General features: G+C 72.6%; 16 protein-coding genes. 11 read left to right on the top strand and 5 right to left on the bottom strand.

Annotated elements, in window-relative coordinates; translation table 11 throughout:
* Positions 1 to 3 precede the first annotated feature (3 nt).
* Entirely contained in the window at positions 4 to 2,232 is a 2,229-nt protein-coding gene (locus ASC82_RS23345) for a bifunctional serine/threonine-protein kinase/ABC transporter substrate-binding protein (protein WP_056651392.1), read from the top strand.
* A 67-nt stretch (positions 2,233 to 2,299) separates the two neighbouring features.
* On the opposite strand, the gene ASC82_RS23340 is transcribed toward ASC82_RS23345, so the two are convergent.
* From ASC82_RS23340 to ASC82_RS23320, 5 genes are all read right to left on the bottom strand, one after another.
* Entirely contained in the window at positions 2,300 to 3,361 is a 1,062-nt protein-coding gene (locus ASC82_RS23340) for a 2-oxoacid:ferredoxin oxidoreductase subunit beta (RefSeq protein ID WP_056651389.1), read from the bottom strand.
* Positions 3,354 to 5,291 carry a 2-oxoacid:acceptor oxidoreductase subunit alpha gene (locus ASC82_RS23335; RefSeq protein ID WP_056651387.1) on the bottom strand — a complete coding sequence of 646 codons (1,938 nt, stop codon included), beginning with the start codon at positions 5,289 to 5,291 and terminating at the stop codon, positions 3,354 to 3,356. Before ASC82_RS23335 ends, ASC82_RS23340 begins: the two co-directional genes overlap by 8 nt.
* A 358-nt stretch (positions 5,292 to 5,649) precedes the next feature.
* A complete protein-coding gene (locus tag ASC82_RS23330) occupies positions 5,650 to 6,309 on the bottom strand; it encodes a response regulator transcription factor (RefSeq protein WP_056652441.1) in 660 nt (219 codons plus the stop codon).
* 144 nt (positions 6,310 to 6,453) lie between these two features.
* Positions 6,454 to 7,740, bottom strand: coding sequence for a sensor histidine kinase (locus tag ASC82_RS23325; protein ID WP_056651384.1), 1,287 nt, complete (start codon positions 7,738 to 7,740; stop codon positions 6,454 to 6,456).
* A 148-nt stretch (positions 7,741 to 7,888) separates the two neighbouring features.
* Positions 7,889 to 9,061, bottom strand: a complete 1,173-nt coding sequence (locus ASC82_RS23320) for a sensor histidine kinase (RefSeq protein WP_056651381.1) — start codon at positions 9,059 to 9,061, stop codon at positions 7,889 to 7,891.
* 173 nt (positions 9,062 to 9,234) lie between these two features.
* On the opposite strand from ASC82_RS23320, the gene ASC82_RS23315 reads away from it, so the two are divergent.
* From ASC82_RS23315 to ASC82_RS23270, 10 genes are read left to right on the top strand one after another with little or no spacing between them, the layout of a single operon-like run.
* Positions 9,235 to 9,663, top strand: a complete 429-nt coding sequence (locus tag ASC82_RS23315; RefSeq protein ID WP_056651378.1) for an NADH-quinone oxidoreductase subunit A — start codon at positions 9,235 to 9,237, stop codon at positions 9,661 to 9,663.
* Complete coding sequence (locus ASC82_RS23310; RefSeq protein ID WP_056651376.1) at positions 9,654 to 10,217, top strand: NADH-quinone oxidoreductase subunit B; 564 nt, start codon at positions 9,654 to 9,656, stop codon at positions 10,215 to 10,217. Before ASC82_RS23315 ends, ASC82_RS23310 begins: the two co-directional genes overlap by 10 nt.
* On the top strand, positions 10,214 to 11,617 hold the full coding sequence (locus ASC82_RS23305; RefSeq protein ID WP_056651374.1) for an NADH-quinone oxidoreductase subunit C: 1,404 nt from the start codon (positions 10,214 to 10,216) through the stop codon (positions 11,615 to 11,617). Before ASC82_RS23310 ends, ASC82_RS23305 begins: the two co-directional genes overlap by 4 nt.
* Positions 11,614 to 12,582, top strand: coding sequence for a complex I subunit 1 family protein (locus ASC82_RS23300; RefSeq protein ID WP_056651371.1), 969 nt, complete (start codon positions 11,614 to 11,616; stop codon positions 12,580 to 12,582). The genes ASC82_RS23305 and ASC82_RS23300 overlap by 4 nt, the downstream gene beginning before the upstream one ends.
* Positions 12,582 to 13,160: an NADH-quinone oxidoreductase subunit I gene (locus tag ASC82_RS23295; RefSeq protein ID WP_056651368.1), complete on the top strand. Its 579-nt coding sequence runs from the start codon at positions 12,582 to 12,584 to the stop codon at positions 13,158 to 13,160. The genes ASC82_RS23300 and ASC82_RS23295 overlap by 1 nt, the downstream gene beginning before the upstream one ends.
* On the top strand, positions 13,157 to 13,714 hold the full coding sequence (locus ASC82_RS23290) for an NADH-quinone oxidoreductase subunit J (RefSeq protein WP_024758872.1): 558 nt from the start codon (positions 13,157 to 13,159) through the stop codon (positions 13,712 to 13,714). Before ASC82_RS23295 ends, ASC82_RS23290 begins: the two co-directional genes overlap by 4 nt.
* Positions 13,714 to 14,133, top strand: a complete 420-nt coding sequence (gene nuoK, locus ASC82_RS23285) for an NADH-quinone oxidoreductase subunit NuoK (RefSeq protein WP_056651366.1) — start codon at positions 13,714 to 13,716, stop codon at positions 14,131 to 14,133. Before ASC82_RS23290 ends, nuoK begins: the two co-directional genes overlap by 1 nt.
* The gene (locus ASC82_RS23280; protein WP_056651363.1) at positions 14,130 to 16,112 is read left to right on the top strand and encodes an NADH-quinone oxidoreductase subunit L; all 1,983 of its coding nucleotides are present in this window, start codon (positions 14,130 to 14,132) and stop codon (positions 16,110 to 16,112) included. The genes nuoK and ASC82_RS23280 overlap by 4 nt, the downstream gene beginning before the upstream one ends.
* A 27-nt stretch (positions 16,113 to 16,139) precedes the next feature.
* Positions 16,140 to 17,693, top strand: a complete 1,554-nt coding sequence (locus ASC82_RS23275) for an NADH-quinone oxidoreductase subunit M (RefSeq protein ID WP_079039463.1) — start codon at positions 16,140 to 16,142, stop codon at positions 17,691 to 17,693.
* On the top strand, positions 17,690 to 19,195 hold the full coding sequence (locus ASC82_RS23270) for an NADH-quinone oxidoreductase subunit N (protein WP_056651357.1): 1,506 nt from the start codon (positions 17,690 to 17,692) through the stop codon (positions 19,193 to 19,195). Before ASC82_RS23275 ends, ASC82_RS23270 begins: the two co-directional genes overlap by 4 nt.
* Positions 19,196 to 19,236: the final 41 nt, after the last annotated feature.

Below are 19,236 nucleotides of genomic sequence, written 5' to 3'. Positions count from 1 at the left end.
GACGTGCAGCCTCTCCGCAAGGCCGATCCGTCCTCGATCGCGGGCTACCGGCTCCTCGGCCGCCTCGGCGCCGGTGGCATGGGCGTCGTCTACCTCGCCCGCTCCGGCGGCGGGGCGCTCGCCGCGCTCAAGCTCATCCGGTCCGAGCACGCCGCCGACCCCGGCTTCCGGGAGCGGTTCCGCCGCGAGGCCCGCGCCGCCGAACGCATCACGGGCCGCTGGGTCGTCCGTGTCCTCGGCGCGGACCCGGAGGCGCGGGGGCCCTGGCTGGCGACCGAGTACGTGCCGGGGCCGTCGCTCGCCGAGGCCGTGGGCCTGCACGGCGCCCTGCCCGAGCCGACCGTACGGGCCCTCGGCGCCCGGCTCGCCGCCGCGCTCGCCGACATGCACGCCGCCGGGCTCGTCCACCGGGACGTCAAGCCGGGCAACGTCCTCCTGGCCCTCGACGGGCCGCGGCTCATCGACTTCGGCATCGCCCGCTCCGCCGGGGCGACCGCGCTGACCGCCACGGACGCGATGATCGGCACCCCCGGCTTCCTCGCCCCCGAGCAGGCCCGCGTCTCCGGGGCCGGCGAGGTCGGCCCGGCCAGCGACGTCTTCTCGCTCGGCTGCGTCCTCGCGTACGCGCTGACGGGGGAGCGCCCCTTCGGTACGGGTGGGGTGGCGGCCGTCGTCTACCGCACCGTCCACGAGGAGCCCGCCCTCGACGACGTACCGGACACGATCCTGCCGCTGGTCGGAGCCTGTCTGGCGAAGGATCCGGCGGACCGGCCGACGGCGGCCGAGGTGCGGGCCGCGCTGGGGGAGGCCGAGGGCCCGGCGGGCGACTGGCTGCCGCCCGGCCTGCCCGCGCTCATCGCCCAGCGGTCCTCGCGGGTCCTCGACCTGCCGGTCGCCGAACCGACGCTGCTGGTGAACTCCGAGCCCCCGAAGGGGGTTTCGCGGCGCGGGCTGCTGGTCGGCGGCTCGGCGGCGGCCGTCGCGGCCGCGGGCGGCCTGACCGCCTGGCTCCTGACCCGCGCACCGGCGGGGACGGGCACGGGCGGCGGCACGATCGGCGGGACGGGCGGCACGGGGGCTCTCCGCTCCACGTACACGCTCGGTCTGCTCACCGATCTCAGCGGCCCCTCGGGGAAGGACGGCAGGGCCCAGGAGCGCGGGGCCCGGGTGGCCGTGGAGACCTTCAACGCCCGCGGGGACCGCCCCTTCGACCTGCTCCTGCGGGTCGCGGACGACGGCGGGGACCCCCGGCGCGCCAAGGCCGGCGTCCTGACCCTCCTCAAGGACGAGAACCTGGTCGGTGTCGTCGGCCCGGCGACCGCCCCGACCGCCCTCGCCGCGGGAGGCGAACTGGTCGACCGGAACGTCTCGTTGGTCAGCGTCCTCGCCGCGCTCCCGACCGGCGAGCTGATGGAGGGACAGACCGTCCGGCGCACCTACTTCGAGGCGCGGCCTTCCCCCGACGTGATGATCGTGCCCTTCGGGCGCTACCTCACCGAGGCCAAGGCCCTCCGGACGGCCGTCGTGGAGGACCGCGCCGCCGGCCGGTACAGCTGGTTCGCCGTGAAGAGCATGAAGGCCACCCCGCCGTCGACGGAGCGGGGCGGGGTGGTGACCTCGCACCCCGTCGAGGCGGACAGCGAGGACTTCGCGTCCGCCGTACGGGCCGCCCTCGCGACCGACCCGCAGGGCGTGATGTACGCGGGCGACTCGCCGCGCCGGGCAGCACTGTGCGCCAAGGCCCTGCGCGAGCAGGGGTACGACGGGCCCTGCGGCACCGTCGAGTACGTCCTCCAGCCGGAGTTCCTCACCCTCGCGGGCCCGGCGGCCGAGGGCTGGTACTTCGGCACGAGCTATGTCGACCCCGACGGCATCCCGGCGGCGAAGGCCTTCGCCGCCGCGTACCGGAAGCGGTGGGGACTGTCCGGGACGACACCCGTCGACCGGTATGCCACGGAGGCGTACGACGCCGTCAACTGGGTCACGGAGGCGCTGCGTTCGGCGGTCCGGGACGGCGCCGATTCGAAGGCCTCCAGCATCGCCAACACCCTGGTGCGGGAGGTCTACGAAGGACTGGCCAAGCTGTACGCCGGCAAGGGCAGGGACAGCAAGGAAACGGCCCTCGTGGGGCTCTTCCTGTGGCAGGTGAAGGGCGGAAAGCCCGTCTTCCTCGGGAAGTTCGACGAGGCGGCGCAGAAGGCGGCGCAGCAGGCGGCGCAGAGCGGGACATGACGGGGGCCCGGCCCGTACGGATGTACGGACCGGGCCCCAGGGTCGTGGCCGGGTGCTGCCCGCCGACCTATCCCGCCACCGTCCAGGTGTCGTTGCCGGTGAGGAGCCGGCTCAGGTCGCCCTTGCCGTGCTGCTCCACGGCCGTCTCCAGCTGTTCGGCCATCAGCGTGTCGTAGACCGGCCGCTCCACCGACCGGAAGACTCCGATGGGCGTCTGGTGGAGGGTGTCGGGGTCGGCGAGCCGCGAGAGCGCGAAGGCCGTCGTCGGGGAGGCGGAGTGCGCGTCGTGGACCAGGATGTGCGACTCGTTCTCCGGGGTGACCGTGACGACCCGGAGGTCGCCGGTGGCCTGGTCGCGGACGACGCCCTTGTCGAGCTCGGCGCCGAAGCGGATCGGCTGCCCGTGCTCCAGGCGGATGACCGCCTCCTTGGCCTGGTCCTTGTCCTTGAGGACCTCGAAGGCGCCGTCGTTGAAGATGTTGCAGTTCTGGTAGATCTCGACGAGCGCCGTGCCGTTGTGGTCGGCGGCCTGCCGCAGCACCTCGGTGAGGTGCTTGCGGTCGGAGTCGACCGTGCGGGCCACGAAGCTCGCCTCCGCGCCGAGCGCGAGCGACACCGGGTTGAAGGGCGAGTCGAGCGAGCCCATCGGGGTCGACTTGGTGATCTTGCCGACCTCGGAGGTGGGCGAGTACTGGCCCTTGGTCAGCCCGTAGATCCGGTTGTTGAAGAGCAGGATCTTCAGGTTGACGTTGCGCCGGAGCGCGTGGATGAGGTGGTTGCCGCCGATGGACAGCGCGTCGCCGTCGCCCGTGACGACCCAGACGGACAGGTCGCGGCGGGAGGTGGCGAGGCCGGTGGCGATCGCCGGGGCGCGGCCGTGGATGGAGTGCATCCCGTAGGTGTTCATGTAGTACGGGAAGCGGGAGGAGCAGCCGATGCCGGAGACGAAGACGATGTTCTCCTTCGCCAGGCCCAGCTCGGGCATGAAGCCCTGGACGGCGGCGAGGACGGCGTAGTCACCGCAGCCGGGGCACCAGCGGACCTCCTGGTCGGACTTGAAGTCCTTCATCGACTGCTGCGCCTCGGCCTTGGGGACCAGGTTGAGCAGGAGCTCCGTGGGCTCAGGCATCGATGGTCTCCTTGAGGGCGGCGGCCAGCTGCTCGGCCTTGAACGGCATGCCGTTGACCTGGGTGTGGCTGCGGGCGTCGACGAGGTACTTCGCGCGGACGAGGGTGGCGAGCTGCCCGAGGTTCATCTCGGGGATCACGACCTTCTCGTACCGCTTCAGGACCTCCCCGAGGTTCTTCGGGAAGGGGTTGAGGTGGCGCAGGTGGGCCTGGGCGATGTGGCCGTTCTCCCGGCGGATGCGGCGGACGGCCGCCGTGATCGGCCCGTAGGTGGAGCCCCAGCCGAGGACGAGGGTGCTCGCGCCGTCCGGGTCGTCGACCTCGATGTCGGGGACGTCGATGCCGTCGATCTTGGCCTGGCGGGTGCGGACCATGAACTCGTGGTTGGCGGGGTCGTACGAGATGTTGCCGGTGCCGTCCTGCTTCTCGATGCCGCCGATGCGGTGTTCGAGGCCGGGGGTGCCGGGCACGGCCCAGGGGCGGGCCAGCGTCTCGGGGTCGCGCTTGTACGGCCAGAAGACCTCGGTGCCGTCGGCCAGCTCGTGGTTCGGGCCGGTGGCGAACTGCGTCCGCAGGTCCGGGAGTTCGTCGACGTCCGGGATGCGCCAGGGCTCGGAGCCGTTGGCCAGGTAGCCGTCGGAGAGCAGGAAGACGGGCGTGCGGTAGGTGAGGGCGATCCGGGCCGCCTCGATCGCCGCGTCGAAGCAGTCGGCGGGCGTCTTCGGGGCGACGATCGGCACCGGGGCCTCGCCGTTGCGTCCGTACATGGCCTGGAGGAGGTCGGCCTGCTCGGTCTTGGTGGGCAGACCGGTGGACGGGCCGCCGCGCTGGATGTCGACGATGAGGAGCGGCAGCTCCAGGGAGACGGCCAGTCCGATCGTCTCGCTCTTGAGCGCCACACCGGGGCCGGACGTCGTCGTCACGCCGAGCGCGCCGCCGAAGGCCGCGCCGAGCGCGGCGCCGATGCCGGCGATCTCGTCCTCGGCCTGGAAGGTCCGCACGCCGAAGTTCTTGTGCTTGCTGAGCTCGTGCAGGATGTCCGAGGCCGGGGTGATCGGGTACGAGCCCAGGTACAGCGGCAGGTCCGCCTGGCGGGAGGCGGCGACCAGGCCGTACGAGAGGGCCAGGTTCCCCGAGATGTTCCGGTACGTGCCGGTGGGGAAGGCCCGGGTCGCGGGGGCGACCTCGTAGGAGACGGCGAAGTCCTCGGTGGTCTCGCCGAAGTTCCAGCCGGCCCGGAAGGCGGCCACGTTGGCCTCGGCGATCTGCGGCTTCTTCGCGAACTTCTGGCGCAGGAAGGTCTCGGTGCCCTCGGTCGGCCGGTGGTACATCCAGGAGAGCAGCCCGAGCGCGAACATGTTCTTGCTGCGCTCGGCCTCCTTCCGGGGCAGGCCGAACTCCTTGAGGGCCTCAAGGGTCAGCGTGGTCAGCGGCACCGGGTGGACGCGGTAGCCGTCCAGCGACCCGTCCTCCAGGGGCGAGGTCGCGTAGCCGACCTTGGCCATGGCGCGCTTGGCGAACTCGTCGGTGTTCACGATGATCTCGCCGCCGCGCGGCACGTCGCCGATGTTGGCCTTGAGCGCGGCCGGGTTCATCGCGACCAGCACGTTCGGGGCGTCGCCCGGGGTCAGGATGTCGTGGTCGGCGAAGTGCAGCTGGAAGGACGAGACGCCCGGCAGCGTTCCGGCGGGTGCGCGGATCTCGGCCGGGAAGTTCGGCAGCGTGGAGAGGTCGTTCCCGAAGGACGCCGTCTCCGAGGTGAAGCGGTCACCCGTGAGCTGCATGCCGTCACCGGAGTCGCCCGCGAAGCGGATGATCACCCGGTCGAGCCGGCGCACTTCCTTCTCGGTGCCGTGGTGGGCCGTCGCCGGGGCGCTGCGCTGCTCCCCGAGCAGGGCCTCACCGGCCTCGCTACTGACCTGGCTGGTCACTGAACTGGACCTCCCTCGTGGCAAGGGGACTCTCCGCCGGAGGCGGGAGAAGGCTCGGGAGACGCCGGCCGATCACCGGTCGTCCCGTGGCCCACCCTACGACGGTAAGGGGGGCCCTCCCGGGACTTCTCGCATACCGGACCTCTTTTTGAGACGCCCTCTTGCCCTGAATTGTCACGTTCTGTCGCCACCCGGATTGTTCCGGAAGGTCGCGTTACGCCTCATCCATTGGATCTAGGACCCTCCGGTTGTCGGACGGTCGGCAGCCTCCCCGATGTCGCTCCGGCCTCGCTCCAGCCGCACTCGGCCGCACTCGGTCACGCGCGGCCGCGCTGGATTCTGACAGAGTGTCAGATTTTCAGGACTTCAGATACGTCAACACCGCCAGTACCCGCCGATGATCACCGTCACTCGGCGAGAGGCCCAGCTTCAGGAAGATATTGCTGATGTGCTTCTCCACCGCGCCGTCGCTCACCACCAGCTGGCGGGCGATCGCCGAGTTCGTCCGTCCCTCGGCCATCAGACCGAGGACCTCCCGCTCGCGCGGGGTCAGGTTCGCGAGCACGTCCTGCTGCCGGCTCCGGCCGAGCAACTGCTGCACGACCTCGGGATCCAGGGCCGTACCGCCCCCGGCGACCCGGACGACCGCGTCCACGAACTCGCGGACCTCCGCGACCCGGTCCTTCAGCAGATAGCCCACACCCCGGCTCGAACCGGCCAGGAGTTCGGTGGCGTACTGCTCCTCCACGTACTGCGACAGCACCAGGACGCCGAGCCCCGGGTACTCCTTGCGCAGCCGCACCGCCGCCCGGACGCCCTCGTCCGTGTGCGTCGGCGGCATCCGTACGTCCGCGACCACCACGTCCGGCAGAGCGCCCTCGTCCGCGAGCCCGGCCACCAGCTTGACCAGCGCCTCCCCGTCACCCACTCCGGCGACGACCTCGTGCCCCCGGTCGGTCAGCAGCCGGGTCAGCCCCTCACGGAGCAGCACCGAATCCTCCGCGATGACCACCCGCACCCGGTCCGTCACCTCTTGTACACCCACGTCCCGCAGCCCCCTGTCCCGAAGGTCAATGTGGCCCCCAGCATCGCAGCAAGCGGTCCGCTCCGGGGGAGGACCCCGGAGCGGACCGAGAGGGAGAGAAAGGAGGTACGGGTACCGCTACGCACGCCAGGGCAGCTCGACCGTCACCGTCGTCGGACCCCCCGTCGGCGAGTCCACCGCCACGACCCCGTCCACCGCCCCGACCCGCTCCGTGAGCCCCGCCAGGCTCCGGCCCGCCGCCGCCTCCGCGCCGCCGACGCCGTCGTCCCGCACCTGGATCATCAGCCGGCCGCCGGACCGCCACACGTCCACCCAGGCGCGCCGCGCCCGAGCGTGCCGGGAGACGTTCTGCAGGAGCTCCGAGACCGCGAAGTACGCGATGCCCTCGATCGCCGCGACCGGCCGGCCCGGCAGGTCCACGTCCACCGACACCGGGACCGCGCACCGGGAGGCCACCGACGAGAGCGCCGCGTCCAGGCCCCGGTCGGTCAGGACGGCCGGGTGGATGCCCCGGGCCAGGTCCCGCAGCTCCTGGAGGGCGACCTTCACCTCGCCGTGCGCCTCGTCGACCATCGCCGCCGCGGCCTTCGGGTCCTCCGCCAGCTTCTCCTTCGCGAGCCCCAGGTCCATGGCGAGCGAGGCGAGCCGGGCCTGCGGGCCGTCGTGCAGGTCCCGCTCGATGCGCCGCAGGTCCGCCGCGGCGGTGTCCACGACCACGCCCCGGTCCGACTCCAGCTCCGTCACCCGCGAGGCCAGCCGCGACGGGCCGAGCAGCCCCGCGACGAGGAAGCGGTCGACGGCGACGATCCCGCGCAGCACCCACGGCCCGGCCAGCACGAACAGCAGCCCGATGGCGCTGGTCACGCCGGTCTCGAAGGGCGAGTCGAGGTAGAAGTTGTGGGTTCCGTCCCCGTACAGCTGGAGGCCGTCCTGCCCCACGTACGCGGGGAAGACCCACTGCCACAGCGGGTACGTGAAGAGCATCCAGCCCCAGGCCCACAGCGCCACCGACACCGTGAAGCCGACGATGGCCCACGGCATGTGCAGGAGCGCGTAGAGCAGGTGGCGCCACGACGCCCCGCTCTTCAGCATCGCGCCCATCCAGGAGAACGCCCCGCCGGTCTTGCCCCGCACCGGCTCCGGCGCCCGCACGTCGAGGTCGAGCAGCGCCCGCGCCCGGGCCCGCTCGACAGCGCCGAAGCCCCGGCACATCGCGAGCGCCCCGGCCAGGATCGGCACTCCGAGGAAGGTGACGAGCAGCCCCGCGCCGGCCGAGACGAGGGCGACGGAGAGCGCGAACCAGAAGACGCTGAGCGGCAGCCCGATCAGCACGTATCCGAGGGCACGCCAGGTGCGGGCCTCGAACGGCGCGCGGATCGCGGCGGGGAGTCGGGGGGAGGCCATCGCGGTCGTCCTTCTCTGCTCAAGGGGTGGGGCGTTACGTGTTCCAGGGTTCCGTTTCGCCGCGCCCCGGACCATGAGGGGAGTGGGCGTCTCCGGCCGGGGGTTTTCCCTACCCGGCGATCACGCGGCGGTGCTCATGCGGCGGTGCTCATGCGACGGGGCGGGAGCGCCACGGCAGCTCCGCCGTGACCGTCGTCGGACCGCCCACCGGGGAGTCGACGACGAGGAGACCGTCCACCGCACCGAGCCGCTCCGTGAGACCCGCGAGCCCCGTCCCGCCGTCGAGCCGCGCCCCGCCGGCGCCGTCGTCGCGGACCTGGAGCATCAGCCGGTCCTCGGACCGCCACACCTCCACGGACGCGGACCGCGCCCGCGCGTGCTTGGAGACGTTCTGCAGGAGCTCCGAGACCGTGAAGTACGCGATGCCCTCGATCGCCTCGGCCGGCCGCTCCGCCAGATCCACCGACACCTTCACCGGCACCGTGCAGCGCGCGGACACCGAGGAGAGCGCGGCGCTGAGCCCGCGGTCCGTGAGGACGGCCGGATGGATGCCCCGGGCCAGGTCCCGCAGCTCCTGGAGCGCGAGCTTCACCTCGCCGTGGGCCTCGTCGACCATCGCCGCGGCCCCCTCCGGGTCCTCCAGGAGCTTCTCCTTCGCGAGCCCGAGCCCCATCGCGAGGGCGACGAGCCGGGCCTGCGCGCCGTCGTGCAGATCGCGCTCGATGCGCCGCAGGTCCGCGGCGGCGGTGTCCACGACCACGCCCCGGTCCGACTCCAGTTCGGCGATCCGCCGCTCCAGCTCGTCGGAGGGCGAGAGCAGCCCGCGGACCATGCCCCGGTCGGCGTTGGAGAGGCCGCGCGAGAGGAAGGGCAGGACGGGCCAGAGGACCAGCAGCGAGACGAGGGTGACGGTGAACGTCACGATGCCCCAGGGCAGCCGGATCAGCCCGTACAGCTGGGTCCGCCAGGCGACCGGGTCCTTCAGCGAGGACCACAGCCAGGCGAAGAAGCCGCGGCTCGGCGGCATCCGGGAGGGCTCCGCGACCCGTACCCCGAGCAGCGCGCGGGCCCGCGCCCGCTCCGAGCGGCCGATCCAGCGCGCGCCGCCGAGCCCGAGGGCGAGCAGCGGCAGCCCGATCACCGTGACGGAGAGGCCCACGCCGAGGACGACGGTCACGACCGCGTAGACGAACCCGGCGAGGGCCGTGAAGAGATTGGAGAGGAGGAAGGAGATCTCCTTCCAGGTCTCCTTCCCGTAGGCGGACCGCACGGGCGGACGCGGGGCATCGGCGGAAGCGGGGGATTCAAGATCGGCGCTCATGGTCCCCAGCCTGCCGGTCGCGAAGCGCGCGACGCCATGGGGGAGGTGGGTGAGAGGCAGTAGGGATATCCCCACCGGGGACGACCTGGGGACTGTCGGAGGACTACCCGGGGACTGCTTACGGTCCCTTTAGCAGGGCCTAGACTCGCGTCCGTACAGAACAGAAGTGACCCATGAGACACCGAGACCGAGGGGCGGACGTGCCGGAACCGACCGTTGTCGCGGCCGACGCGGCGGACTACTTCCAGACGTACTCCGTCGTCGGGCTGATCGCCGTCGTCGGCGTGCTCTTCGTCGCCGTGGCGTTCGGCGCCGGGCGACTGCTCAGGCCCGTCGTGCCGACACCCGAGAAACTCCTCACCTACGAGTGCGGTGTCGACCCCGTGGGGGAGGGCTGGGCGCACACCCAGGTCCGCTACTACGTGTACGCCTTCCTCTACGTCATCTTCGCCGTCGACTCGATCTTCCTCTTCCCCTGGGCGACGGTCTTCGCCGCGCCCGGCTACGGCGCCACGACCCTGGTCGAGATGTTCGTCTTCCTCGGCTTCCTGGCCGTGGGGCTGCTCTACGCGTACAAGAAGGGCGTCCTGTCATGGACGTAACACCCCTGCCCGCTCCGAAGCTGGGGCCGCTCGCCCGCCTCGCTCCCGAGCCGATGAAGGTGGTCCTGAACTGGGGCCGCCGCTACAGCCTGTGGGTCTTCAACTTCGGCCTCGCCTGCTGCGCGATCGAGTTCATCGCCGCGTCGATGGCCCGGCACGACTTCATCCGGCTCGGCGTGATCCCCTTCGCGCCGGGGCCGCGCCAGGCGGACCTGATGATCGTCTCGGGCACGGTGACGGACAAGATGGCGCCGGCCGTGAAGCGCCTGTACGAGCAGATGCCCGAACCGAAGTACGTGATCTCCTTCGGCGCCTGCTCCAACTGCGGCGGCCCGTACTGGGACTCGTACTCGGTCACCAAGGGCGTCGACCAGATCATCCCCGTCGACGTGTACGTGCCGGGCTGCCCGCCGCGTCCCGAGGCGCTCCTCCAGGGCATCCTCAAGCTCCAGGAGAAGATCGCGCGCGAGAGCCTCGCGGAGCGGTACGCGACGACCCCGTCCGTCTCCGAGCTGACGAGCCCGCTGACGCCCCCGCCGGGAGGCACGGCATGAGCGCCGGGAACGCCCCCGCCCTCTACGACTCCCTCCCGGACGCCGTCACGGAGGTCTTCGGCGAGGAGGCGACGGCGGAGCAGGCCTACGACCTGCTGACGGTCGACGTCCCGCCGGCCTCCTGGATCGAGGCCCTCACCACCGCCCGCGACGAGCTGGGCTGCACCTACTTCGACTGGCTGAGCGCGGTCGACGAGCCGGGCACGGGCTTCCGGGTCTGCGCGCACGTGGCGGCCCTCTCGGCCGGCCACGCCCCGCGCCGCCTCCTCGTCCGTACGACGGTCCCGCACGAGGCCCCGGCCCTTCCGACGGCGATCGGGGTGTACGCGGGCGCGGGCTGGCACGAGCGCGAGACCCACGAGATGTTCGGCGTGGACTTCACGGGGCATCCCCACCTCGTCCCTCTCCTCCTCCCCGAGAACTTCGAGGGCCACCCCCTCCGCAAGGACTTCGTGCTCGCGGCCCGGGTCGCGAAGGCGTGGCCGGGAGCGAAGGAGCCGGGCGAGTCCCACGACGGCGGAGGCCCGAAGCGCCGCCAGATGCTCCCGCCGGGTGTGCCGGACCCCAACGAATGGGGCCCCATGAAGGGCCAGCTCCCCCCGGCCCCGGCCCGCCCGGCCCGCGCGACCGCAGGCGACCGCCCGGCCCGCCGCACCCGCTCGGTGACGGAGGGCTCCACGACCCAGCCGACCCCGGAGGCAGGCGCACCCGTACGCCGCTCCCGCTCGGTGACGGAGGGTTCGGCGAGCCAGGCGACCCCGGAGGCAGGTGCTCCGGTACGTCGCTCCCGCTCGGTGACGGAAGGCTCCGCGAGCCAGGCGACCCCGGACGCGGCCTCTCCGGCGGAGGACCAGACCCCGGCAGCCCCCACGGCGCGCCGCTCCCGCTCGTCGGCCGACGGCTCGGCGAGCCAGGCGACCCCGGAGCCGGGCGCGGAGCCCGGAACCCCGGCCGCCCCCACGGCCCGCCCGCCGCGCCGCTCGCGCACGACGGCCGACGGCTCGGCGAGCCAGACGGCCCCGGAGCCGGGCGCGGCGACGGACGGCCCGGCGGCGGCCACCCCGCGCACCCGCAGCTCGGACGCCCCGTGGCACCACGCCCGCCCGGCCTTCGACGAGACCCCCCAGAAGCCGGAAACCCCGACGACACCGGAGCCGACGACTCCGCCCGAGCCCCCGACCGAGGCGGCCACACCGGCCACCCCGGCGGCGGAGCCGGCCGAGGCTGGCCCTCCGGCCGAGCCCGACGCCCCGGCCGAGCCCGACGCCCCGGCCGCCCCGACCACCCCCGCCGAGCCCGAGGCCCCCGCCCCCGAAGGCCCCCCGTCCTCCGGCCAGGAACCACCCGCCGAGCCCGACCCCACCGACCCCACCAACCCCGCCGGAGGCGACCCCGCGTGAACGACGCACTCGACGTCGCCGTCCGGCTTCTCATCGTCTTCGCCGTGTTCCTCGTGCTGCCCCTCGTCGTCGGGCAGACCGAGCACAAGGTGATGGCCCACATGCAGGGCCGCCTCGGCCCCATGTACGCCGGTGGCTTCCACGGCTGGGCCCAGCTCGTCGCCGACGGCGTGAAGTTCGCGCAGAAGGAGGACGTCGTCCCGAAGGACGCCGACCGCCGGATCTTCCAGCTCGCGCCGGCCGTCGCCCTCCTCCCGTACCTCCTCGTGCTCGTCGCGATCCCGATCGGGCCGAGCGAGGGGGCCGTCGGCCAGGTCGTCGACGCGGGCATCTTCTTCGTGCTGGCCGTGATGGGCGTCGGCGTGCTCGGCAGCCTCATGGCCGGCTGGGCGTCCGCCAACAAGTTCTCCCTGCTCGGCGGCCTCCGTACCGCCGCCCAGCTGCTCGCCTACGAGCTCCCGATGCTGCTCGCCGCCGCCTCCGTCGCGATGGCCGCCGGCACCGTCTCCCTCCCCGGCATCCTGAACGCCTTCGAGTGGTGGTGGCTGCCCTGGCAGATCGTCGGCGCGATCGTCTTCTTCGTGGCCGGTCTCGCCGAGCTCCAGCGGCCCCCGTTCGACATGCCGGTCGCCGACTCGGAGATCATCTTCGGCGCGTACACCGAGTACACCGGCCTCCGCTTCGCGCTCTTCCTGCTCGCCGAGTACGCGGGCATCGTCGTCCTCTGCGGTCTCACCACCGTCCTCTTCCTCGGCGGCTGGCACGGCCCCTTCGGCGGTGACGGCCTCGGCTGGGTCTGGACCCTCCTCAAGGCCGCCGTCCTCGCGTTCGTCGTGATCTGGCTGCGGGTCACCTACCCGCGCCTGCGCGAGGACCAGCTCCAGAAGCTCGCCTGGACGACGCTCGTCCCGCTCGCCCTCGCGCAGATCGCGCTCACCGGCATCGTGAAGGTGGCGATCCAGTAATGCCCATCCCCGGATCCGGCCTCGCCAAGGGCCTCGCCGTCACGCTCCGCACGATGACGAAGAAGACCGTCACCGCGCAGTACCCGGACGTCCAGCCCGAGCTGCCGCCCCGCAGCCGCGGGGTCATCGGACTGTTCGAGGAGAACTGCACGGTCTGCATGCTGTGCGCCCGCGAGTGCCCCGACTGGTGCATCTACATCGACTCCCACAAGGAGACGGTGCCGGCCGCCGCCCCCGGCGGCCGCGAGCGCAGCCGGAACGTCCTCGACCGCTTCGCCATCGACTTCTCCCTCTGCATGTACTGCGGCATCTGCATCGAGGTGTGTCCTTTCGACGCCCTCTTCTGGTCGCCGGAGTTCGAGTACGCGGAGACCGACATCCACGAGCTGACCCACGAGCGCGACAAGCTCCGCGAGTGGATGTGGACGGTCCCGGAGCCGCCCGCGCTCGACGCGAAGGCGGAGGAACCGAAGGAGATCGCCGCGGCCCGCAAGGCGGCGGAGAAGGCGGCCGAGAAGGCGGCGGCGGAGGCCGCGGCGGCCGCCGCGGAGGCCCAGGCCCAGGAGGAGCAGCAGTGATCCCGGCAGCACAAGCGGCCGCGGAGGCCCACGGCTTCCTCTCGCCCTCCGGCGTCGAGATCGCCTTCCTCCTCGTCGGCCTCGTCACCCTCGGCGCGGCCGTCGTCACCGTCACCACGCGCCAGCTCGTCCACGCCGCGCTCTGGCTGGTCGTGGCGCTCGGCGGGCTCGCCGTCGAGTACCTGCTCCTGACCGCCGAGTTCATCGCCTGGGTGCAGGTGCTGATCTACGTCGGCTCGGTCGTCGTCCTCCTCCTCTTCGGCCTCATGCTCACCAAGGCCCCCATCGGCCGCTCCCCGGACGCCGACTCCGGCAACCGCCCGGTCGCCCTCGGCGTCGCGCTCGCCGCCGCCGTCGCGCTCGTCTGGGTCGTCGTCGACGCGTTCCGCACGACCTGGATCGACCTCGACGGGGCCGTCCAGGGCTCGACCGAGGTCACCGGCGCCACCCTCTTCAAGCACTGGGTGCTGCCCTTCGAGGCCCTCTCGGTGCTCCTCCTGGCCGCGCTGGTCGGCGCGATCGTCCTCTCCCGCAAGAAGGAGCAGGAGCGCTGATGCACCTCGCCTATCCCGCGGTCCTCGCCGCCCTCCTCTTCTGCGTCGGCGTGTACGGCGTCCTCGCCCGCCGCAACGCGATCCTGGTCCTGATGTCCGTCGAGCTGATGCTCAACGCCGTCAACCTCAACCTGGTCGCCTTCGACGTCTGGCTCCGCGACACCCTGCACGCCGGGCAGGCCCTCACCCTCTTCACCATCGCCGTCGCCGCCGCGGAGATCGGCATCGGTCTCGCGATCGTCCTGATGGTCCACCGCAACCGCGGCACCGCGGACGTCGACCGCCTCCGCGACACGGCGGAGCGGCCGGAGTCCCCGGGCGACACACCCGACGGCGACACACCCGACGGCGACGCACCCGACGGCGACGCACCCGCAGACGACACGCCCCACGGCGAGAAGGCCGAGGCCACCGCGTGACCACCACGACCCTCGCCGTCCTCGTCCCCCTCCTCCCCTTCCTCGGCTCCGTCGCCGGACTCCTCCTGGGCCGCACCGCGCCCGGCTTCGTCCGGCCGCTCGCCGTGCTCCCGACGCTCGCCGCGGCCGTCCTCGCCGTCCTCGTCGCCATCCGCCAGGGCGGCGACGAGGTGATCGACGCCTCCACCCAGCTCACGCCGACGGGCTCCATCCCCATCGATCTGAGCCTGTACATCGACGGCTTCGCCGCCCTGGTCGCCGTCCTCGTCGGCGTCATCGCCACCTGCGTGCAGATCTACTCGACGGGCTACCTCCGCGACGACCCCCGCTACCCGTCGTACGCCGCGCTCGTCTCCCTCTTCACCTCCGCGATGCTGCTCGTCGTCTACTCCGGCGACCTGATGGTGCTCCTGGTCGGCTGGGAGATCATGGGCATCTGCTCGTACTTCCTCGTCGGCCACTACTGGGAGACACCCGAGGCGCGGGCCGCCTCCCTCAAGGCCTTCCTCGTCACCAAGCTCGGTGACGTCCCCTTCCTCATCGGTCTCTTCGCGCTCGCCACCGACGCCGGCACCTTCCGGATCACCGGCGTCCTCGACACCGTCGAGAAGGGCGGCATCGACCACCCCACCCTGATCGCGCTGCTGCTGCTCGCGGGCGTGGCGGGCAAGTCCGCGCAGTTCCCGCTGCACACCTGGCTCCCGGACGCGATGGCCGGCCCCACCCCCGTCTCCGCGCTCATCCACGCGGCGACGATGGTCGCCGCCGGCATCTACTTCACGGCCCGGCTGCTGCCCGTCTTCGCCGAATCCGCCGCCGCGATGACCGTGCTCGCCGTGATGGCCGCGATCACGATGGTCGGCTCGGCGCTCGCCGCGCTCGCCCAGGACGACATCAAGCGGGTCCTCGCCTACTCGACGATCGGTCAGCTCGGCTACATGGCCGGCGCCCTCGCCGTCGGCGACCGCGGGGCCGCCGTCTTCCACCTCCTGTCGCACGCCGCCTTCAAGGCGCTGCTCTTCCTCGCCGCCGGCACGGTCATCCACGCCGCCGGCACGAACTCGCTCACCGCCATGTCCCGGATGAGCGGCCTCGCGAAGCGCGTCCCCGACGCGTACTGGACGATGACCGTCGCCCTGCTCGCGCTCGCCGCGATCCCGCCCTTCGCCGGCTTCTTCTCCAAGGAAGCCGTCCTCGTGGCCGCCGAGCACACCGCGCTCGGGGAGGGCCCCGGCGCCCCCGCCGGGGCCGGCTGGACCGTCCTCGTCGCCGGGCTGCTCACCGCCCTCCTCACCGCGGCCTACGCGCTCCGCCTGTGGCTGCGGACCTTCCGCGGCCGGGGCGCCGAGGCCCCCGACCACGGCCGCCAGCCGATCGCCATGACGACCGTCCTGTGGGTGCTCGCGATCCCCTCCCTGGGCTTCGGCCTGACCGTCACGTACGTCGACGACTGGTTCGACGGGCACGCCCTCACCCCGACCGTCACCACGGCCGTCCTGGGCACGGGCCTCGCCGCCGCCGGAGCCGTGATCACCTACGCGGTCTGGCGCACCCTCGCCGCGAGGACCGGGACCGTACAGCCCCCCGTCCCGCACGTGGCCCACCCCGACGCCGACGCCGGTCTGGTCGAGGCCGAGGCGCTGCACCTGCCGCACCCCGCCGAGGACCCGGCCGACCCCGGCCGCGCCCTCCTGGGCCCGCTGCACGCCCCCGCCGCCGACGGCTTCCACCTGGACGCCGTCTACCGGGCCGCCTTCGTCCGCCCCGTCCTCGCCGCCGCCTCCCTGGTCCGCTTCCTGGACCGCGAGGTCGTCGACACGTACGTCCGCGCCGCGGGCAACTCCGCCCAGGGCCTCGGCTGGCTCGTCCGCCGCGCCCAGACCGGCAACATCCAGACCTATCTGAGCGCCCTGCTCGCCGGCTCCGTCGTCCTGGTGATCGCCGCAGTCGCCCTCGCCAACGCCGTCGCCGGAGCGTGAGCCGTGATCGATATCAGCGAATCCGTGATGCAGTTCCTTCTCGTGTTGACCGTCGTCGGCCCGCTCATCGGCGCGGCCGCCGCTTTCCTCCCCGCCCCGCCGGGGCTGAAGGGGAAGTCGCCGGACCAGGCCGTGCTCCGCCACGGCGTCACCGTCACCGGCGTGATCCTGCTGGCCGCGATCGTCCTCGCGCTCGGCTTCGACCACGACCAGCCGTCGAGGATGCAGGCCACGACGGACATCACGTGGATCCCCGCGCTCGACGTGCGGATCCACCTCGGCATCGACGGCATTTCCCTCCCCCTTCTGGTCCTGACCGCGCTGCTGACCTTCCTCTGCGCGCTGTACAGCTACTTCAAGATGCCGTCGGGCCCGTCCCCGAAGGCCTTCGTCGCCCTGCTGCTCGTCCTCGAGTCCGGCACCCTGGCGACCTTCGCCGTCCTCGACCTCGTCCTGTTCTTCCTGGCCTTCGAGATGGTCCTCATCCCGATGTACTTCCTCATCGCCCGCTGGGGCGGCGAGGGCAGGCAGGCCGCCGCCTGGAAGTTCATCCTCTACACGCTGCTCGGCTCCGTCGTCATGCTGCTCGGCCTGCTCCTCATCGGCGTACAGGCGGGCACGTTCGACATGGTGGCACTGGCCACTGACAACGGCCGGGAACTGACCACGTCCGTGCAGGTCACCGCCGTTCTCGCGATCGGTCTCGGGCTCGCGGTGAAGACCCCGATGTGGCCGCTGCACAGCTGGCTCCCGGACGCCCACACCGCCGCCCCGACCGTCGGCTCCGTCCTCCTCGCCGGCGTCCTGCTGAAGATGGGCACGTACGGCTTCGTCCGGATCCTCCTGCCGATCGCCCCCGACGGCATGCGGACCTTCGCGCCCTACCTCGCCGCCTTCGCCGTCGCCGGGATCATCTACGGATCGCTCGCCTGCCTCGCCCTCGTGCGCCCCGGTGCCAAGGGCGACCTGAAGCGCCTCATCGCGTACTCCTCCGTCGGCCACATGGGCTTCGTCCTCCTCGGCATCGCCACCATGACCCCCACCGGGGTCAACGGCGCGCTCTTCGCCAACATCGCCCACGGCCTCGTCACCGGCCTGCTCTTCTTCCTGGTCGGCGCCCTCAAGGACCGGTACGGCACCGCCGACCTCGACACCCTCGCCGGCGCCACCGGGGCCGCCCTCTACGGCCGCGCCCCGCGCCTCGGCGCGCTCCTCGCCTTCGCCGCCGTCGCCTCCCTCGGCCTCCCCGGCCTGGCCGGCTTCTGGGGCGAGATGCTGGCCCTCTTCGGTGCCTTCGAGCCGGCCGAGGGCCTCAGCCGCCCCGCGTTCCTCACCTTCATGGCGATCGGCGCGTTCGGCACCCTCCTCACCGCCGCCTATCTCCTCCTCGTCGTCCGCCGCGTCTGCATGGGCGGCCCCCGGCCCGCGGGGGAGACGGCGATCGCCGACGTCCAGGGGTACGAGTTCGCCGCCTGGACCCCGCTCGTCGCCCTCACCGTCCTCGCCGGACTCTGGCCCGCCGTCCTCCTCGGCCTCACCGACCCGGCCGTCCAGAAGCTCCTCGCCGGAGGCACCCAGTGACGTCGTCGCTCGTCCAGTCCGTCGACTGGCTCACGATCGCGCCCCCGACCCTCACGGCCGTGGTCGCCCTCGTCGTCCTCGTCGCCGACCTCTTCGTCCCCCCGGAGCGCAAGCGGCTCCTCGGCTGGACCGCGATCGGCGGCCTCGTCGCCGCCCTCGCGCTCCTCGTCCCGCTGCGGGCCGGCGACCGCTCCACCTTCTGCCTCACCGCCGAGGCCCAGGCCCAGGGGCACGCGGCCGCGTGCAGCTACACCGCCGACCACTTCACCCTCGTCATCCAGCTGCTCGTCCTCGGCGGCGCGCTGCTCACCGCGATCCTCTCCCTGGACGCGACCCGCGAGAAGCTGCCCGCCGGCGAGTTCTGGTTCCTGCTGCTCTCCTCGGCCGCCGGCGCGGCCCTGCTGCCCGCCTCCCGTGACCTCGCGACCCTCGTCGTCGCCCTCGAAGTGGCCTCGCTGCCCGCTTTCGCGCTCGTCGGCCTCAAGCGCGGCGACCGCATGTCCGGCGAGGCCGCCCTCAAGTTCTTCCTCTCCTCCGTCACCGCGACCGCCGTCACCCTGCTCGGCGTCAGCTTCGTGTACGCGGCGACCGGCACCCTCCACCTCACGGAGATCGCCCAGCGCCTCGACGAGGTCCCCGGACAGCTGGAGACGCTCGCCGAGGCGGGCGTGGCCCTCACCCTCGTCGGCTTCGCCTTCAAGACGGCCGCAGTCCCCTTCCACTTCTGGGTCCCCGACACGTACGTGGGCGCCCCGCTGCCCGTCGCCGCCTACCTCTCCGTGGTCGGCAAGGCCGTCGGCTTCACCGGGCTCATCCTCGTGACGGTCGTCGCCTTCCCCTCGTACGCGGACGTCTGGGGCCCGGCGCTCGCCGCCCTCGCCGCGCTCACCATGACCGCCGGCAACGTCGCGGCCCTCCGCCAGGTGTCCACGCGCGCGTGGAGCGCGGTCCGGCTGCTCGCCTGGTCCTCCGTCGCCCAGGCCGGCTACCTCCTGGTGCCGATCGCCGCCGCCGCGTACTCCAGCGACGACCAGGTCGGCGCCACCGTCGCGTACGCCCTCATGTACGCCGTCGTGAACCTCGGCGCCTTCGCGGTCGTCGCCCTCGTCGCCCGGACCCGCCCCGGGAACCGCATCTCCGACTACCGGGGCCTGTACGCGGCCAGCCCGGCCGCCGCCCTCGCGCTCGGGTTCTTCCTCCTGAATCTGGCCGGTTTGCCCCCGGGTATCATCGGCCTCTTCGCCAAGGTGACCGTCTTTTCGGCGGCCGTCGACGCGGGCCTCGGCTGGCTGGCCGTGGTGATGGGCGTCAACGTCGTGATCGCGCTGTACTACTACCTGCGCTGGACGGCGCTGCTCTTCCGCGCGCCGGCGGGGGCCCCCGTACCCCACAAGGCCTCCGTGCCGGTCACCGTGGCGATCGTGCTGACCGCCGCCGCCGGAGCCGTGCTGTCGGGCTACCCGCAGTTCGCCCTCCGCTTCGCGTCGACGACGCTGTTCTGACCCCCATAGCGCCCCCCACAAAGAAACACCGAGGAGCAACA

The sequence above is a fragment of the Streptomyces sp. Root431 genome, from assembly GCF_001426585.1.
GTDB classification, from domain to species: domain Bacteria; phylum Actinomycetota; class Actinomycetes; order Streptomycetales; family Streptomycetaceae; genus Streptomyces; species Streptomyces stackebrandtii.
The sequence above is the reverse complement of the archived record's forward strand: the minus strand, read 5'-3'. Positions and strand labels throughout refer to the sequence as shown.

Excerpts from the sequence above, each read along its gene's own strand:
- ASC82_RS23275 (WP_079039463.1), top strand. The coding sequence starts at position 16,140 with ATGCAGTTCCTTCTCGTGTTGACCGTCGTCGGCCCGCTCATCGGCGCG.
- ASC82_RS23320 (WP_056651381.1), bottom strand. The coding sequence starts at position 9,061 with ATGAGCGCCGATCTTGAATCCCCCGCTTCCGCCGATGCCCCGCGTCCG.
- ASC82_RS23310 (WP_056651376.1), top strand. The coding sequence starts at position 9,654 with ATGGACGTAACACCCCTGCCCGCTCCGAAGCTGGGGCCGCTCGCCCGC.
- ASC82_RS23315 (WP_056651378.1), top strand. The coding sequence starts at position 9,235 with ATGAGACACCGAGACCGAGGGGCGGACGTGCCGGAACCGACCGTTGTC.
- ASC82_RS23305 (WP_056651374.1), top strand. The coding sequence starts at position 10,214 with ATGAGCGCCGGGAACGCCCCCGCCCTCTACGACTCCCTCCCGGACGCC.
- ASC82_RS23295 (WP_056651368.1), top strand. The coding sequence starts at position 12,582 with ATGCCCATCCCCGGATCCGGCCTCGCCAAGGGCCTCGCCGTCACGCTC.
- nuoK (WP_056651366.1), top strand. The coding sequence starts at position 13,714 with ATGCACCTCGCCTATCCCGCGGTCCTCGCCGCCCTCCTCTTCTGCGTC.
- ASC82_RS23340 (WP_056651389.1), bottom strand. The coding sequence starts at position 3,361 with ATGCCTGAGCCCACGGAGCTCCTGCTCAACCTGGTCCCCAAGGCCGAG.
- ASC82_RS23325 (WP_056651384.1), bottom strand. The coding sequence starts at position 7,740 with ATGGCCTCCCCCCGACTCCCCGCCGCGATCCGCGCGCCGTTCGAGGCC.